At 44.0% G+C, this 16057-nt stretch carries 15 protein-coding genes and 2 tRNA genes; 14 read left to right on the top strand and 3 right to left on the bottom strand.

The features are described from left to right. Window positions 1-78: 78 nt before the first annotated feature. Window positions 79-345 carry a DUF1435 family protein gene (locus PSI22_RS13355; protein ID WP_273580171.1) on the top strand — a complete coding sequence of 89 codons (267 nt, stop codon included), beginning with the start codon at window positions 79-81 and terminating at the stop codon, window positions 343-345. Between the two features lie 82 nt (window positions 346-427). On the opposite strand, the gene PSI22_RS13350 is transcribed toward PSI22_RS13355, so the two are convergent. From PSI22_RS13350 to rsmC, 3 genes are all read right to left on the bottom strand, one after another. Then, window positions 428-514 (bottom strand) — tRNA-Leu (locus PSI22_RS13350). Between the two features lie 46 nt (window positions 515-560). Then, window positions 561-647, bottom strand: a tRNA-Leu gene (locus PSI22_RS13345). 191 nt (window positions 648-838) lie between these two features. Next, window positions 839-1852 (bottom strand): 16S rRNA (guanine(1207)-N(2))-methyltransferase RsmC, encoded by a 1014-nt coding sequence (gene rsmC / locus PSI22_RS13340; RefSeq protein WP_273580170.1) that lies wholly within the window; start codon window positions 1850-1852, stop codon window positions 839-841. A gap of 142 nt (window positions 1853-1994) precedes the next feature. On the opposite strand from rsmC, the gene PSI22_RS13335 reads away from it, so the two are divergent. The 13 genes from PSI22_RS13335 (at window position 1995) to deoD (ending at window position 15869) form a co-directional block, all read left to right on the top strand. After that, window positions 1995-2405, top strand: a complete 411-nt coding sequence (locus tag PSI22_RS13335) for a DNA polymerase III subunit psi (protein WP_273580169.1) — start codon at window positions 1995-1997, stop codon at window positions 2403-2405. Then, the gene (gene rimI, locus PSI22_RS13330) at window positions 2374-2823 is read left to right on the top strand and encodes a ribosomal protein S18-alanine N-acetyltransferase (protein WP_273580168.1); all 450 of its coding nucleotides are present in this window, start codon (window positions 2374-2376) and stop codon (window positions 2821-2823) included. The genes PSI22_RS13335 and rimI overlap by 32 nt, the downstream gene beginning before the upstream one ends. Before the next feature lie 80 nt (window positions 2824-2903). Continuing rightward, window positions 2904-3509 (top strand): DUF6088 family protein, encoded by a 606-nt coding sequence (locus tag PSI22_RS13325; RefSeq protein WP_273580167.1) that lies wholly within the window; start codon window positions 2904-2906, stop codon window positions 3507-3509. Window positions 3510-3618: 109 nt separating this feature from the next. After that, window positions 3619-4503, top strand: a complete 885-nt coding sequence (locus PSI22_RS13320) for a nucleotidyl transferase AbiEii/AbiGii toxin family protein (RefSeq protein WP_273580166.1) — start codon at window positions 3619-3621, stop codon at window positions 4501-4503. A 202-nt stretch (window positions 4504-4705) separates the two neighbouring features. Next, window positions 4706-6295, top strand: coding sequence for a peptide chain release factor 3 (prfC, locus tag PSI22_RS13315; protein ID WP_273580165.1), 1590 nt, complete (start codon window positions 4706-4708; stop codon window positions 6293-6295). Between the two features lie 202 nt (window positions 6296-6497). Then, on the top strand, window positions 6498-6866 hold the full coding sequence (locus PSI22_RS13310; RefSeq protein WP_273580164.1) for a BON domain-containing protein: 369 nt from the start codon (window positions 6498-6500) through the stop codon (window positions 6864-6866). Window positions 6867-7660: 794 nt separating this feature from the next. Then, entirely contained in the window at window positions 7661-8776 is a 1116-nt protein-coding gene (locus tag PSI22_RS13305) for a patatin-like phospholipase family protein (protein ID WP_273580163.1), read from the top strand. Then, window positions 8777-9547, top strand: coding sequence for a TatD family hydrolase (locus tag PSI22_RS13300; RefSeq protein ID WP_273580162.1), 771 nt, complete (start codon window positions 8777-8779; stop codon window positions 9545-9547). 352 nt (window positions 9548-9899) lie between these two features. Then, window positions 9900-11165 carry a NupC/NupG family nucleoside CNT transporter gene (locus PSI22_RS13295; protein WP_196243612.1) on the top strand — a complete coding sequence of 422 codons (1266 nt, stop codon included), beginning with the start codon at window positions 9900-9902 and terminating at the stop codon, window positions 11163-11165. A 407-nt stretch (window positions 11166-11572) separates the two neighbouring features. Then, window positions 11573-12352 carry a deoxyribose-phosphate aldolase gene (gene deoC / locus PSI22_RS13290; protein WP_273580161.1) on the top strand — a complete coding sequence of 260 codons (780 nt, stop codon included), beginning with the start codon at window positions 11573-11575 and terminating at the stop codon, window positions 12350-12352. Between the two features lie 84 nt (window positions 12353-12436). Next, window positions 12437-13771, top strand: coding sequence for a thymidine phosphorylase (deoA, locus tag PSI22_RS13285; RefSeq protein ID WP_273580160.1), 1335 nt, complete (start codon window positions 12437-12439; stop codon window positions 13769-13771). 83 nt (window positions 13772-13854) lie between these two features. After that, window positions 13855-15078, top strand: a complete 1224-nt coding sequence (gene deoB / locus PSI22_RS13280) for a phosphopentomutase (protein ID WP_273580159.1) — start codon at window positions 13855-13857, stop codon at window positions 15076-15078. Window positions 15079-15152: 74 nt separating this feature from the next. Then, entirely contained in the window at window positions 15153-15869 is a 717-nt protein-coding gene (gene deoD / locus PSI22_RS13275) for a purine-nucleoside phosphorylase (protein ID WP_273580158.1), read from the top strand. Window positions 15870-16057: the final 188 nt, after the last annotated feature.

Raw genomic sequence — 16057 nt, 5'->3', positions numbered from 1 at the left:
TGATTTATTTTCAGCTTGTGATTAAGCCGCTATCATATATGATATTGGGAATCATTATCATTTGATTGGCGGTTTATTATGATCAGTGCAAAGCGGGGTTTAAAACTGGCTTTTTGGCAGAGTATCACCGGGTTATGGGGGAGTTTGTTATTTAGTCTGATGGCGTCAATATTGGTAATAACCGGGGCAGGGATTGAGCAATTTAAGATAAGTATTCTGGCTGCTATGCTGTTGACACTTGTGCTGCTGTTGCATCGCGATGCACGCCATTTCCTCTTAATTCCTGCGAGTATTGCTGTGATGTGCAGCTTATTCGCGGGTTTGCGCTATGCGGAGCATTTTTGAGATAGCGTGAATTCTTAAGAAGATTAACTGAGAATGAGATGAAATAACGAAATGAACACAGAGAGCAGATAAATATTAACAGTGGTGCGAAGGGGGGGACTTGAACCCCCACGTCCGTAAGGACACTAACACCTGAAGCTAGCGCGTCTACCAATTCCGCCACCCTCGCAGGTACTGCCATTTATCTAATTTGTTTAACCGACGACTGTCTGATGTGGTGCGAAGGGGGGGACTTGAACCCCCACGTCCGTAAGAACACTAACACCTGAAGCTAGCGCGTCTACCAATTCCGCCACCCTCGCAAATTCAGACACTATCAACCAAACAGATAGCATGGAGGCGCATTCTAGAGATTTTACGGCTAACGTCAATCATTATTTATCGAGAAAGCGCATGAATGGTGCAAAAAACGGCACACTGGTGTTATGGGTGAGACAGAAACACAAGAATTGCCTGCTCGTTAAAACTGAGCAGGCAAGAAACGGCTTGCTTGTTACCTTTTGGTTGCTTGGTAGACCTTGAATTTACCTGTCTGCGCGATAAGTTTATGGTTGCCAAAGGTACTATCCAGCAGAGCGGGATAAGGTAGGAAAGCGTTCGCTACGATCCGCAATTTACCGCCAGACTTCAGATAGTTTGGCGCCATGCGGATCAGGTCGTCAGCCGCTGCCAAATTGGTTTTTAAACCATCGTGGAATGGTGGATTGGAAACGATCCAGTCGAATTTTTCTTCAATAGCGGAATACACATTGCTGGTGACAACATTGCCTTCCAGTTTATTGGCTTTCAGTGTGGCCTTGCTGGATGTTATGGCTGCGGCATTAACATCACTTAGTGTCAGTGTCAAATCAGGGTTTTTCTTACCCAGAACCGCTGCCAATACGCCTGAGCCACAAGCGATATCCAGCAGACTACCAGAAACAGGGCCATCAAAAGTAGAAAGCAACAAACGACTGCCGACATCCAGATCATCTTGGCTGAATACGCCAGGCAGCGTGTTGACGGTGACATCACCTACTTGATAGCTGTTCCACCAATTATTTTGATCAAATTGAACCTGATTTTCCAGTTGACCATAGAAGAGACTGCAACGGCGGGCAGTATCTACTTTCTGGAAAGTCACAATACCTTCCATTAATTTATCAACACTGCGTACACCACTGCGATTTTCGCCGACCACAAAAACACCGGTTCCGGGCGGCAGAATGGAAAACAGGCTGCGTAACTGGAAGCGCGCTTCATGTTTACTTTTTGGCCAGTAATAAATCAATGTATCACACCCTTTGACAAATGCGCTGTCCGCAACGAGGCCAAAAGAGGCATTGTCACCCAGTTTACGGATCAGGGATTGCCAGTGGTGATATTGGTTAGTATGTACTCGCACACTTCCGGCTTCGATTTCCGTTGCCAGATTGTCCTGAAGATCACCGGCAAGCAGCAGGTGATGGTTGAGGAATTGCTCATGATGGCGCAGGATAACTTCGCTGGCCGGGGTTAATACTGACATCTATGTATAGCTCCTTATAAATCTTTATCCAAGTATAAACATCGGAGGGCAAAATTGTGATGTTATGCTGATTGGCGTAGAGATAAGCCCTCTGATAGTATATTACCTGTTATTTTTTTATGGCAGATGGAATAAAAACACGATGACGAAGCGTGACAGATTACTCGCCCAATTGGGGATCACCCAGTGGGTTGTGCGCAGCCCGAGGGCCTTGCAAGGTGAATTGTCTGTCCTCATCCCTGACTCAACTCGTCTGTTGATCATTACCCATGATCATATTGATTTAAGTCATTCATTGTTTGCTGATATTTTTACAGCCATGGGGATTGATGCCTCATCGGTTTATTGCATCACGACAAAAGATGTTGAGCTGCTTTCAGAATCAATCCATTGTCCATGCTGGCTGTTAGGGGTTGATATTACCTTATCAATGCAAGGGATTTCTTTGAGAAGCCCAGCATTAAATGACTTATCCCTTGACGGGAATGCAAAACGCGCTCTTTGGCAACAAATTTACCATTATGAAGAATATTTCTCTATTAACTCCCGCTGATCTTTCGGCAGCATTTCAAATAGAACAGTTCAGTCATGCATTTCCGTGGAGTGAAAAAACCTTTTACTCCAATCAGGGAGAGCGTTATCTGAATTATAAAATTACGCTGAATGACCAGATTATCGGCTTTGCAATCATACAGTGTGTTGTGGATGAGGCCACGTTATTTAATATCGCCATCCACCCTGAGTATCAATCGCAGGGGCATGGAAGAGCGTTGTTGACCCACCTGATCAATGTATTGCCAGAACAGCAGATTAATACGCTATGGCTTGAAGTACGAAGTTCAAATACATCAGCGATTGGTTTGTATGAAGATCTGGGTTTCAACGAAGTTTCTATCCGTAAGAATTATTACCCAACGGCGACGGGAAAGGAAGATGCCATTATTATGGCTTTGCCCCTGTTTGTTGGTTGATTTATGAACTTATCTTGTTCATAATTTGCTTTATGTTGTCAGAAAATATGCGACTTTTTCTGTCTGGTCGAGGGGGAGATATGGTAATTTCTGAAGTTATCAAACAGCGTGTTCACAGCTACGAACTAGGGAAGCTATTTACCAATAAGCCTTTTTTAGCTCTAGGTTCCCGTGCTGCTGTTGATAAGGCACTCTCGCGTTTAGTTGAAAAGAAAGAGATTGAGCGTGTCACCCGTGGAGTCTTTGTTAGACCCAAAACAAATCGTTTTATTGGGAAAGTACAGCCAGAAGTTGCAAAAGTGCTTGAAATGATAACACGCCAAAATGGTGAAACCATTCAAATACATGGAGCTGAAGCGGTTCGTCGGTTTAAACTGAGTACTCAAATACCTGCTACACCGATTTTCTATACTAGTGGCTCATCACGGCAACTTTGTATTGGCAACCGTAAGGTAAAACTGGTTCATACATCCAGCCAGCGTAAACTTCAGTATGCAGGTACTAAAATCGGTATGGCGATTTCTGCTTTATGGTACTTAGGGAAAGAAGCGGTCACTCCTGAAGTCGTTGCACGAGTTCGCAGTGCCATGAGTGAGGAAGAATTCAGTTTGCTGAAAAATTGTAAATTGCCTGCTTGGATATTATTGGCAATTCAATATGCTAACCGTGAATCGGCCCATGATTGATACTTATTTTACGATTACACCTGATGAGCAGCAGGAAATTTTGGGGTATGCCGCAGAGCAATTAGGGCGTTCCGAAACGATTTTGGAAAAGGATATTTGAGTTTGCTGGGTGCTGAAGACTCTGTTTAGCCTTCCTGATGCCCCTCCTATGGCTTTCAAAGGGGGAACATCTTTGTCCAAAGTATTTAATGTTATTAGTCGACTTTCTGAGGATATCGATATCACTCTGGATTATCAGTATTTTGCGGATGGTTTCGATCCTTTTGCCACATCTCAAAGTAGAAATAAGATAAAGAAATTTACTGATCGCCTTAAGCGACATATTTTCCAATATGCAAATGATGTGGTTATTCCTTATATCAGATCCGAATTAAATAATCTTCCCACTGCCGCATTGCACTCAATTCGGATCGATGAATCAGGCGAAAAAATTTGGGTGAGTTATCCCTCTGCCACAGAACAACCGGACGAGTATTTAAAAAGTGAAGTTTTAATTGAGCTGGGGGGAAGAAATGTCATTGAACCGAATGAGTTCCATGTTGTTAAGCCCTACGTATCTGAGGTCGTTACTGACCTAGAATTTCCAGTAGAACAAGTTGTTGTGTTATCTCCAGAACGTACCTTCTGGGAGAAGGCAACTTTGATTCATGTTGAATGTCATCGCGGTGTACGAGAAAGTGCAGATCGCCTATCAAGGCATTGGTACGATTTAGTGATGTTATTTCAGCATGATATAGGTAAGAAGGCGATTCGTAACCGAGAGTTACTTGAAGATGTTATCAAACTTAAGTCAGTATTTTTTAACGCAAGGTATGCCAACTACGAAGAATGCTTAGATAAGCGATTGTTGCTACTGCCTCATGATAAAGGATTAACCGCACTTCGGGCTGATTATCAGGATATGCTTTCTTCTGAGATGATATATGGTTTACCCCTTACTTTTGAAGAAATTGTGGGATCTATTCAACAGATTGAACGTCAAATTAATTCATAGGATTGATTCAGTTCTTTGTGATGTTTAACTTTGGTGAAAAAGATGATAGCACTCAGCCAGATAATCATTGATTGTTTATAAATCCAAGTTCAGCGAAAATAAGCCCCAATCACGATTAACATGACGGATTTGCAGGCGAAGGGTCGTTCGGGGCGCTTCCCTAATAGTATCAATCCGCGTATAGACTAGAAGATCCTAATTGATGTCAAATTTCCCATTCCAGCAGGAAGTCGCGAAACGACGAACCTTTGCAATAATTTCCCATCCCGATGCGGGTAAAACCACTATTACTGAAAAAGTGTTGCTGTTCGGACAGGCGATCCAGAAAGCGGGGACGGTAAAAGGCCGCGGCTCTAACCAGCACGCTAAATCAGACTGGATGGAGATGGAAAAACAGCGTGGTATTTCTATTACCACCTCTGTGATGCAGTTTCCTTATGATGATTGTCTGGTTAACTTACTGGATACTCCAGGGCACGAAGACTTCTCCGAAGATACTTACCGTACTCTGACGGCGGTTGACTGCTGTCTGATGGTCATTGATGCCGCAAAAGGTGTCGAAGATCGTACCCGTAAGCTGATGGAAGTCACCCGTCTGCGTGACACTCCAATCCTGACATTCATGAATAAACTCGACCGCGATATCCGTGATCCGATGGAAGTGATGGATGAAGTGGAAAACGAGTTGAAGATTGCCTGTAGCCCGATTACATGGCCAATCGGTTGTGGTAAATCCTTCAAGGGGGTTTATCATCTTTACCTTGATGAAATTTACCTGTATCAATCCGGTCAAGGGCATACCATTCAGGAAGTCCGTGCCATTAAAGGATTGAATAACCCTGAGTTGGATGCGGCCGTTGGGGAAGAGTTGGCGAATCAATTACGTGAAGAGCTGGAACTGGTAAAAGGGGCATCACATGAGTTTGATCAGGAAGCCTTTTTACAGGGTGAGCTAACACCGGTATTTTTCGGTACAGCGCTGGGTAACTTCGGCGTTGACCATATGCTGGATGGCCTTGTCAAATGGGCGCCAATGCCAATGCCTCGTCTGACTGATGCGCGTGAAGTGACCGCAGAGGAAGAAAAATTCACGGGTTTTGTTTTCAAAATTCAGGCCAACATGGACCCGAAACACCGTGACCGCGTGGCATTCCTGCGTGTTGTTTCCGGTAAATATGAAAAGGGTATGAAACTGCGTCAAGTCCGCATCAAGAAAGACGTTGTCATTTCAGATGCATTGACCTTCATGGCAGGAGATCGCTCTCATATCGATCACGCCTATGCTGGGGATATTATCGGCTTGCATAATCATGGCACGATCCAGATTGGTGATACCTTTACCCAGGGCGAAGAATTGAAATTTACCGGTATTCCTAACTTTGCACCAGAATTGTTCCGTCGTATCCGGCTGCGTGACCCCCTGAAACAAAAACAATTGCTGAAAGGTCTGGTTCAGTTATCGGAAGAGGGGGCAGTACAGGTATTTCGTCCTCTGTCTAATAACGATCTGATCGTTGGGGCGGTGGGTGTGCTTCAGTTTGACGTCGTTGTTGCTCGTTTGAAGAGCGAATACAACGTTGAAGCATTGTATGAATCCGTCAATGTTTCTACCGCTCGCTGGGTAGAGTGCAACGATGTGAAGAAACTGGAAGAGTTCAAGCGCAAGAATGAATTGAACTTGGCACTCGATGGTGGTGATAACTTAACTTATATTGCACCAACAATGGTCAATTTAAATCTAACCAGCGAACGTTATCCCGAAATTTCTTTCCGTAAAACACGCGAACACTAATTCTTTTTATATCATAGGGTCAACAAATAGTTGGCCCTTATCAGTTTGTAACCTCTTTCTGTATTTTTTCTATATAAAGAACAATAATCTGTTTTAGTGAAAAAAATCGTGATTTATTGTAAATCCTACTTCATTTATGCAATAGGATGACATATTATTCTGTTGCTGTTCTTACCCATATAACATGACGGAAGGTGATAGGATGAAACACATAAAGTTTACACATTCACTACTGGCTATTGTTTTAGGTTCAGTTCTGATAAGTAGTAGCGCATTGGCTGCATTAACATCCCCAGCTAGCACATTGGAAAGTGTAAGCAGCAAAGTTGACAACTCTTTGAAACACGCAGACGCTTATGTGAGCGATAGTAGTATTACTGCGCAAGTAAAAGCGGATTTACTGAAATCTAAAGGATTAGATAGCAATGATATTTCAGTGAAGACGGAAAAAGGTGTTGTTTATCTTTCAGGTTTTGTCAAAAACACATATCAGGCTAAAAAAGTAGCCAAAATTGCTCATAAAGTGCATGGTGTCAAGTCAGTGAAAAGCACATTAAAGGTTAAAAAATAACCTTAATAATTGACTGGGTGGCTGCTAATAGGCCACTCTTTCTATTGTTACTATTTTATATCCATTAGGAATTTATTTATATATATTTTCTGCTCCAGAATTAAAGCTCCATTTATCAATAAATAATATAGAAATAAGTCTAATTTTTTGTATTTAATTAATAATTAAAATCCGTAATTATTAATAAATGATTTTTTATTATATATTATTAATGGTTATATTATTTTTTAAATTGAATTTATTATGCATTTAATATTATATGGATTCTATTTAATTAAAAGATATTGAAGGACGCTATAATATTATATTTATCAATAGTAATACCAGATGTTTTTTCTCACCGAAGATATAAATTCATTGATGTAACGCTAATATTTTTAGAATTTATAGTCTTAAAAATTATTTTCGGAAAATTCCTTCTTCTTTTCTTTTTATTGTCATTATAAAATGACTTCCCAGGGAAGTCATGCTACTGCTACTTGGTTAAGCACTTTTATAACGGGTAGAATACTTTTAGGTATGTAAAGTCCCGTTCGTATATAGCTACGCTTCGGTACTTTACATTTCACCAGATTGTAAATAATCAGTATCCTCTAAAACTCCTATGGGAAACGATTCCTCAGGGGGATTTTACTTTCCTTTTTTCATAATATAGCTTCAATATTTGTGTTACGCTCTATTTTTTACTATTTAACGAAAATTTTACAAACGTATTGTTTGAATAACAATATACTGATAGATAGTCATTATTCAGATTACGCTATGACACTGTCATTGATTTTTTAGGAGGAAGTGTGGGGAAACATATTCCAATAACGTTGGGTAACATAGAACCTTTAGCTTATAAATCACAGATCAAGCCAGGAAAAATTGCACTTGTTTGTGAAGGTGGTGGGCAGCGGGGGATTTTTACCGCAGGTGTTTTGGATGAATTCCTCCGGTTTGGCTTTAACCCGTTTGAATTGTTCCTTGGAACTTCCGCGGGTGCCCAGAATATCTCTCCCTATATTTGTGGTCAGCGGGGCTATGCCCGCAGAGTGATCAGTCGTTACACAACCGCACCCACTTTTTTTAATCCGCTGCGTTTTGTCCGTGGCGGGCATTTGATCGATCTGGATTGGTATATTGATACCATATCTGAACAATTACCGCTGAATACCACTGTTGCGATGCATCAGTTTGATGCTGGCCGTGAATTCTACATGTGTGCCTGCCGCGCAGATAACTTTGAACCTGATTATTTTCACCCTAATGAACATAATTGGATGGAGATCTTGAAAGCCTCCAGCGCCATTCCGGGGTTTTATCGAAATGGCGTTACCCTTGGTGACACCGTTTATCAGGATGGTGGCATTTGCGACGCGATTCCGGTACAAGAAGCTTATCGCCGTGGCGCAGATACGATTGTCGTGATCAGGACAGTGCCTTCACAGCTTTATTATACCCCGCAGTGGTTCAAGCGGATGGAGCGCTGGCTGGAAGCCAGTAGCCTGCAAAAGATGGTCAAGATGATTAATCTCCATGCTAAGAGTTACAGCCGGACGCAGCAATTTATCGAAAACCCGCCGGATGATGTGCAGGTATTCGAAATTTATCCTCCTGCGCCATTGGCTACGATGGCATTGGGAAGCCGAATCAGTGCATTAAATCAGGATTATCATTTGGGGCGGCGCTGTGGGCGATACTTTTTGGCTACCATTGGGCATACCTTTGTTGGTGGGAAATTTGGGCTGGAAAAACGTAAAAGTTATGGTGTTTGTCGCAGTGGTTTAAATAATGATGGGGTTAATCACAATGGTTTCAGGCGATATAGCTTGTTGGACAGCATAAATCGTCCGGTAACAGAGGTGCAGGAGGATGGTGTGATTCCGCTGACAGGGTCTATTATGTTGGATGACGTGGATAAGTAGATGTTTATTGATACACATTGCCATTTTGATTTTCCTCCCTTTGCAGGGAATGAACAAACGAGTCTGAAACAAGCCAGGCAAGCGGGGGTGGAAACCATTATCGTCCCCACCGTTAGTCAAATGAATTTCCAGCGGGTTGCTGCGCTGGCATATGATTATCCTTCCATCTATGCCGCGTTTGGCCTGCATCCCCTGTATATCAATGAGCATCAAGGTTCTCACTTGGATGAGCTGGCGCAGAAGCTGAAGGAAAAAAATCCCAAATGTGTGGCTGTAGGAGAAATAGGGCTTGATCTTTATATGCCGGAGCCACAGTTTGAGAAACAAAAAAGGGTGCTGGAAGCGCAGTTAGCGTTGGCTAAAAGGCACGATTTGCCGGTGATACTCCACTCCCGAAAAAGCCATGATCAACTGGCCGCCATACTGCGAAGACATGACTTACCACGCACGGGGGTAATTCATGGCTTTGCTGGTAGCCTGTCTCAGGCACAGGCTTTTATTCGTTTGGGATTTTATATTGGTGTCGGGGGAACGATGACTTACGCGAGAGCACAAAAAACACGCAGTACAATTTCCCAACTGCCTCTGTCGTCCCTTGTGTTGGAAACGGATGCGCCTGATATGCCACTCTCTGGATACCAAGGGCAGCCGAACCGACCGGAAAGAGTCGCACAGGTTTTTTCTGCGTTGTGTGAATTGCGTCGAGAATCTCCAGATGAAATGGCCGGCCAGATTTATCACAACAGCATGGCACTATTTGCGTTAAGCTGACTTATAACCACAGAAATGATATGTTTTTTTAGGGTAACAGGAAGTGAGTATCCGTATTAAATAAATATTAATAATCCTTAATTGGTCTTCTTTACTCATTTATCCCTTTTTTTGCCTTTTTCACCGCAAAATTATCTAATCCCTTAGAAACTAGATGGATTTATGTGATCTAGATCTCATTTTGTGTTTTTATATTACTTTTTGCGGTATTAATTTGTGATGTTAGTTGCTTGTTCTTTTTTACTACTAGGTATAATCGGCCTCGCACAATGCCGGTAGGAACTCACAATATAACTGGCATATTTTTTCATTATTCATTCAGTGAACAGGGATTCTTCCAATGCAACTCATTATGAGCCTGATAGGGATGGTAGTGCTGATTTTTATCGCAGTACTTTTCTCCAGTAATTACCGAGCTATTAAGATCCGCACAGTCTTGGGCGCCTTTTTGATTCAGGTTGCTATTGGGGCATTTGTACTTTACGTGCCAGCGGGTAAAGACATTCTGATTGGAATGTCAAAAGGCGTTTCCAACGTCATTGGATACGGCCAGAAAGGAACGGATTTCATCTTTGGTGGACTAGTTTCCGACAAAATGTTTGAGCTGTTCGGCGGCGGTGGCTTTATCTTTGCTCTGCGCGTCCTGCCTATTATCGTTTTCTTCTCCTCACTTATTGCCGTCCTGTATTACATCGGCGTTATGCAGATTGTGATCAAAATACTCGGTGGTGGCATGCAAAAACTGCTGGGAACATCACGAACCGAATCTCTGTCTGCGACTGCAAATATTTTCGTCGGCCAAACTGAAGCGCCGCTGGTTGTCCGTCCTTATATTTCGACCATGACTCAATCGGAACTGTTTGCTGTCATGTGTGGTGGTTTGGCTTCTGTGGCAGGTTCAGTATTGGCTGGCTACGCATCGATGGGCGTTCCATTGGAATACCTGATTGCCGCTTCATTCATGGCAGCTCCGGGTGGCCTGCTATTTGCGAAACTGTTAGTGCCGGAAACGGAAAAAACACGCGACACCGACGATGCCATGTCGCTGATTGCGGCTGAAGATCGCCCTGCCAATATCATTGATGCTGCGGCATCAGGTGCGGCATCGGGTATGCAACTGGCTCTGAACGTGGGAGCAATGCTGCTGGCATTCACCGCCTTGATTGCCTTGCTGAATGGTATGCTGGGTGGTATCGGTGGCTGGTTCAGCTATCCTCAATTGTCCATGGAACTGATTTTGGGCTGGGTGTTCTCACCAATCGCTTACCTGATTGGTGTACCGTGGAATGAAGCGACTATTGCAGGTTCTTTCATCGGCCAGAAAGTGGTCGTCAATGAGTTCGTGGCGTTCATGAACTTTGGCGAATATCTGAAACCGAACGAGGTAGTTCAGGCTGCAGGTCTGCAAGTGCTTTCCGATCATACCAAAGCGATTATCTCCTTTGCGCTGTGTGGCTTCGCCAATTTGTCTTCTGTCGCTATTTTGTTGGGTGGTTTAGGCGGTATGGCGCCAAATCGTCGTGGAGACATTGCACGTTTTGGTCTGAAAGCCGTACTGGCCGGTTCACTCTCTAACTTGATGAGTGCAACCATTGCTGGGTTCTTCCTCGCGTTATAAAACGCAGGAATCGCGTATCAAATTGAATGCAGGTGAGATAATCTCACCTGCTTTTGTTTTTTCTGAAACTGTTTTGATGTGATATAAATCACAAAAAAATGTTTATCATTGCAATTTTCATTCGATTAGTGTGATTTATGGCACGAATTATTCGGTATTTACATGTTCAAATAATGATGTGCCAAGGCTTTATGGATTAAGTTGATGCCCGCCGGGGCAGTAAAAGCTGAAGAAAGTATAGTGCGGAGAGAAGGAACTCTACTGTTGCTGTTGTGCATAATCATGGCAACATCTTCAAGGAACCAAGTCCGCTCGCCAACAAACGAACTAACTAATCGTTCAAAACAATCGTTCAAAAGAATATGTGAACGGGTTCAGTCACGATAATAATACCGTTGGAGAGTTTTATGACCGATTTAACCGCAGCTGCTCAGCGTGCGCTGAGTTTGATGGATTTAACGACACTCAATGATGATGATACGGATGAGAAAGTGGCGATACTTTGTCATCAGGCAAAAAGCCCGGTGGGTCATACTGCCGCTATCTGTATCTATCCACGCTTTATTCCTGCCGCACGTAAAGTATTGCGTGAACAGGGTACTCCGGACATTCGCATTGCCACAGTGACCAATTTCCCACACGGCAACGATGATATCGATATTGCACTGGCTGAAACTCGTGCAGCCATTGCTTATGGCGCAGATGAAGTTGACGTGGTTTTCCCCTATCGCGCCCTGATGGCAGGTAATGAACAGATTGGCTTCGATTTAGTTAAAGCCTGCAAAGATGCCTGCGCTGCATCTGGTGTTTGGCTGAAAGTGATTATTGAAACGGGTGAGTTGAAAGAAGAGAGCCTGATTCGCAAAGCTTCTGAAATTTCAATCAACGCAGGTGCGGATTTTATCAAAACCTCAACAGGCAAAGTCCCTGTCAATGCGACACTGGAAAGCGCAGAAATTATGCTCAGTGTGATCCGCGACATGGGCGTAGGTGAAACTGTTGGTTTTAAACCTGCCGGAGGCGTGCGTACAGCCGAAGAAGCCGCACAATATCTGGCACTGTCTGCGCGTATCATGGGAGACAAATGGGCCGACTCCCGTCATTTCCGTTTTGGTGCTTCCAGTCTGTTGGGCAATTTATTGACCGCACTTGGGCACCAGGGCCAAAAGCAAAGTAGTGGTTATTGAGATCAATAACCACATATTGAATGCACGTTAAGATAGAGTGCATTACTGCCATTCTTTTCAGATAATGATGATTGGGAGGTCGCTTTGTTTCTGGCACAGGAAATTATCCGCAAAAAACGTGACGGTCACCGATTGAGTGAAGAAGAGATCCGTTTCTTTATTAACGGGGTTCGTGATAATACCGTTTCTGAAGGGCAGATCGCAGCACTGGCGATGACCATTTATTTCCATGATATGACGATGGAAGAGCGTGTGGCACTGACTTTGGCAATGCGCGATTCCGGTACGGTTCTGGATTGGAAAAAATTGAATTTGCATGGCCCGATCGTAGATAAACACTCGACGGGCGGTGTCGGTGATGTGACCTCCCTGATGCTGGGTCCGATGGTAGCCGCCTGTGGGGGCTACGTACCGATGATATCAGGACGTGGTTTGGGGCATACCGGGGGAACGCTGGATAAATTGGAATCCATCCCCGGCTTTGACATTTTCCCTGATGAACAGCGTTTCCGTGACATCATCCGAGATGTGGGCGTTGCGATTATCGGGCAGACTAACTCGCTGGCACCTGCGGACAAACGTTTTTATGCGACTCGTGATATTACTGCCACCGTTGATTCCATCCCTTTGATTACGGCCTCTATTTTAGGCAAAAAACTGGCTGAGGGATTGGATGCGCTGGTTATGGATGTGAAAGTGGGCTCTGGAGCATTCATGCCGACTTATGAACAGTCAGAACAACTGGCAGAATCCATCGTTAGCGTTGCTAATGGTGCGGGTTGCAAGACAACTGCGTTGTTGACGGATATGAATCAAGTTTTGGCATCCAGTGCCGGCAATGCGCTAGAAGTGCGTGAAGCCGTCCAATTTCTGACTGGAGAATACCGTAACCCTCGGTTATTTGAAGTCACTATGGCATTGTCTGCGGAGATGCTGGTATCGGGTAATCTGGCGGCAGATCGTGCCGAAGCACGCCGTAAATTGCAGGTGGTGTTAGACAATGGCAAGGCGGCTGAAACCTTTGGGCGTATGGTCGCGGCACAAAAAGGCCCGGTCGATTTTGTCGAAAATTATGCTCGTTATCTACCGATTGCCTCTTTTAGCAAACCGGTGTTTGCTGGGCAAAATGGCATAATTACTGAAATGGATACGCGGGCATTGGGAATGTCCGTGGTTGCATTGGGAGGGGGTCGCCGCAAAGCCACTGATCCCATTAATTACAGTGTGGGGCTGAGTGATATTGTTGCACTTGGTGCAGTAGTGAACGCAGATACTCCTCTGGCAATGATTTATGCCAATAGCGAAAATGATTGGCAGGAAGCGGCGGAGGTCGTGCGTAAGTCCATCGTTTTGGGAATTGATGTGAGTACCGAAACAAAAGCCGCCACACCGATGGTTTACCGCCATATTGATGGCTAAATCATCATGAATAATGAAAATAGATTTTAACAGCCGACAGTTTCCGCATTGATAGCGTGAATTGACTGACGCAGGAGAAAATTATGAAACGTACGTTCATCATGGTATTGGATTCCTTTGGCATCGGTGCGAGTGCAGATGCAGAGAAATTTGGTGACAAAGGATCTAACACTTTAGGGCATATTGCAGGGCAGTGCGCCCGTGGTGAGGCTGATATCGGCCGCAAAGGGCCATTACAGCTGCCAAACCTGAGCCGTTTGGGGTTGGGTAAAGCAACAGAGGAATCCAGCGGAACCTTCCCGATAGGTTTGGATCAAGATGCCGAAATTATTGGGGCCTACGGCTATGCGAGTGAACTTTCTTCTGGTAAAGACACGCCATCAGGCCACTGGGAAATTGCGGGTGTTCCGGTTCTGTTCGATTGGGGCTATTTCCAGGAATTAGACAACAGTTTCCCACAAGAATTGCTGGATAAACTGGTTGAACGCGCTAATCTGCCGGGCTATCTGGGTAACTGTCACTCTTCCGGTACGGTCATTCTGGATAACTTGGGCGAAGAGCACATGAAAACCGGCAAGCCGATTTTCTATACCTCTGCGGATTCCGTGTTCCAGATTGCCTGCCATGAAGAAACATTCGGCTTGGATCGGCTGTATGAACTCTGTGAAATTGCTCGTGAAGAGTTGAATATAGGTGATTATAACATCGGCCGGGTCATCGCCCGTCCATTTGTGGGTGACAAGGCTGGCGATTTCCAGCGTACCGGCAATCGTCATGATTTGGCGGTTGAACCCCCAGCACCAACCGTACTGAAAAAACTGGTTGACGAAAAACAGGGTGAAGTTGTTTCTATTGGCAAGATCGCAGATATTTATGCTAACGTCGGTATCACCAAAAAGGTCAAGGCAACGGGAATTGATGCACTGTTTGACGCTTCACTGGCTGAAATGGAACAGGCTGGGGATAACACCATCGTATTTACCAACTTTGTTGATTTTGACTCCTCTTACGGCCACCGTCGTGACGTAGCAGGCTATGCAGCGGCGTTGGAACTATTTGACCGTCGCTTGCCAGAAATGCTGAAACAGGTTAAAGAAGATGACATTCTGATCCTGACGGCTGACCACGGTTGTGACCCAACTTGGCCGGGTACGGATCATACTCGTGAGCACATTCCAGTGCTGGTTTATGGGCCGAAAGTTAAACCTGGCTCATTAGGGCATCGTGAAACGTTTGCTGACATTGGTCAGACAGTGGCGAAATACTTCGACCTGACGCCAATGGATTACGGTAAAGTGATGTTCTGATTTTCTCAGGGCAGCCAGTGGGTTGCCCCGATATTCACCTATTTTGATACGTAATAAAAACAAGGAATAGATTTATGGCCACCCCACATATTAATGCTGAGATGGGCGATTTTGCTGATGTTGTTTTGATGCCAGGCGATCCACTGCGTGCAAAATACATTGCGGAAACTTTTTTAGAAGATGTCCGTCAGGTTAACGATGTTCGCGGTATGCTGGGTTTCACCGGTACTTACAAAGGTCGCAAGATCTCTGTCATGGGTCACGGTATGGGGATCCCATCCTGCTCTATCTATGCTAAAGAGTTGATCACCGATTTTGGTGTTAAAAAGATTATTCGCATTGGTTCCTGTGGTGCAGTCAGCCACGATGTCAAAATCCGTGATATTGTGATTGGTATGGGAGCATGTACTGATTCCAAAGTAAACCGCCTGCGTTTTAAAGATCATGATTTCGCGGCGATTGCTGACTTTGATTTGGTTCGCAATGCAGTTGATGCAGCGAAGGCGAAGAATATCAACGCTCGTGTCGGTAATATTTTCTCAGCAGATCTGTTCTATACACCAGATCCACAAATGTTCGATGTGATGGAAAAATATGGCATTCTGGGCGTTGAAATGGAAGCGGCGGGAATTTACGGTGTAGCGGCAGAATTTGGTGCTAAGGCATTGGCAATCTGCACCGTTTCTGACCATATTCGTACTGGCGAACAAACTTCGGCAGAAGAGCGCCAGACAACGTTCAATGACATGATTGAAATTGCCCTTGAGTCAATTTTATTAGGTGATAATTAAAAATTAATAAATAGTTTTATTATTTTATTAATAATAAAAGCCCTTTCCATAATTGGAAAGGGCTTTTTTATTTATTAAGTTTTGTGTTGATGTGTTCGGTTTTGTTAAAGATAAGTTTTACCTATTCATTTAATAGGCACCTCCTTTCGGACTAATTTGCTTAAAAAATGAATGAAAAAATTAAATTT

This window comes from Xenorhabdus aichiensis (assembly GCF_028598775.1).
Taxonomy (GTDB): Bacteria; Pseudomonadota; Gammaproteobacteria; order Enterobacterales; family Enterobacteriaceae; genus Xenorhabdus; species Xenorhabdus bovienii.
The sequence above is the reverse complement of the archived record's forward strand: the minus strand, read 5'-3'. Positions and strand labels throughout refer to the sequence as shown.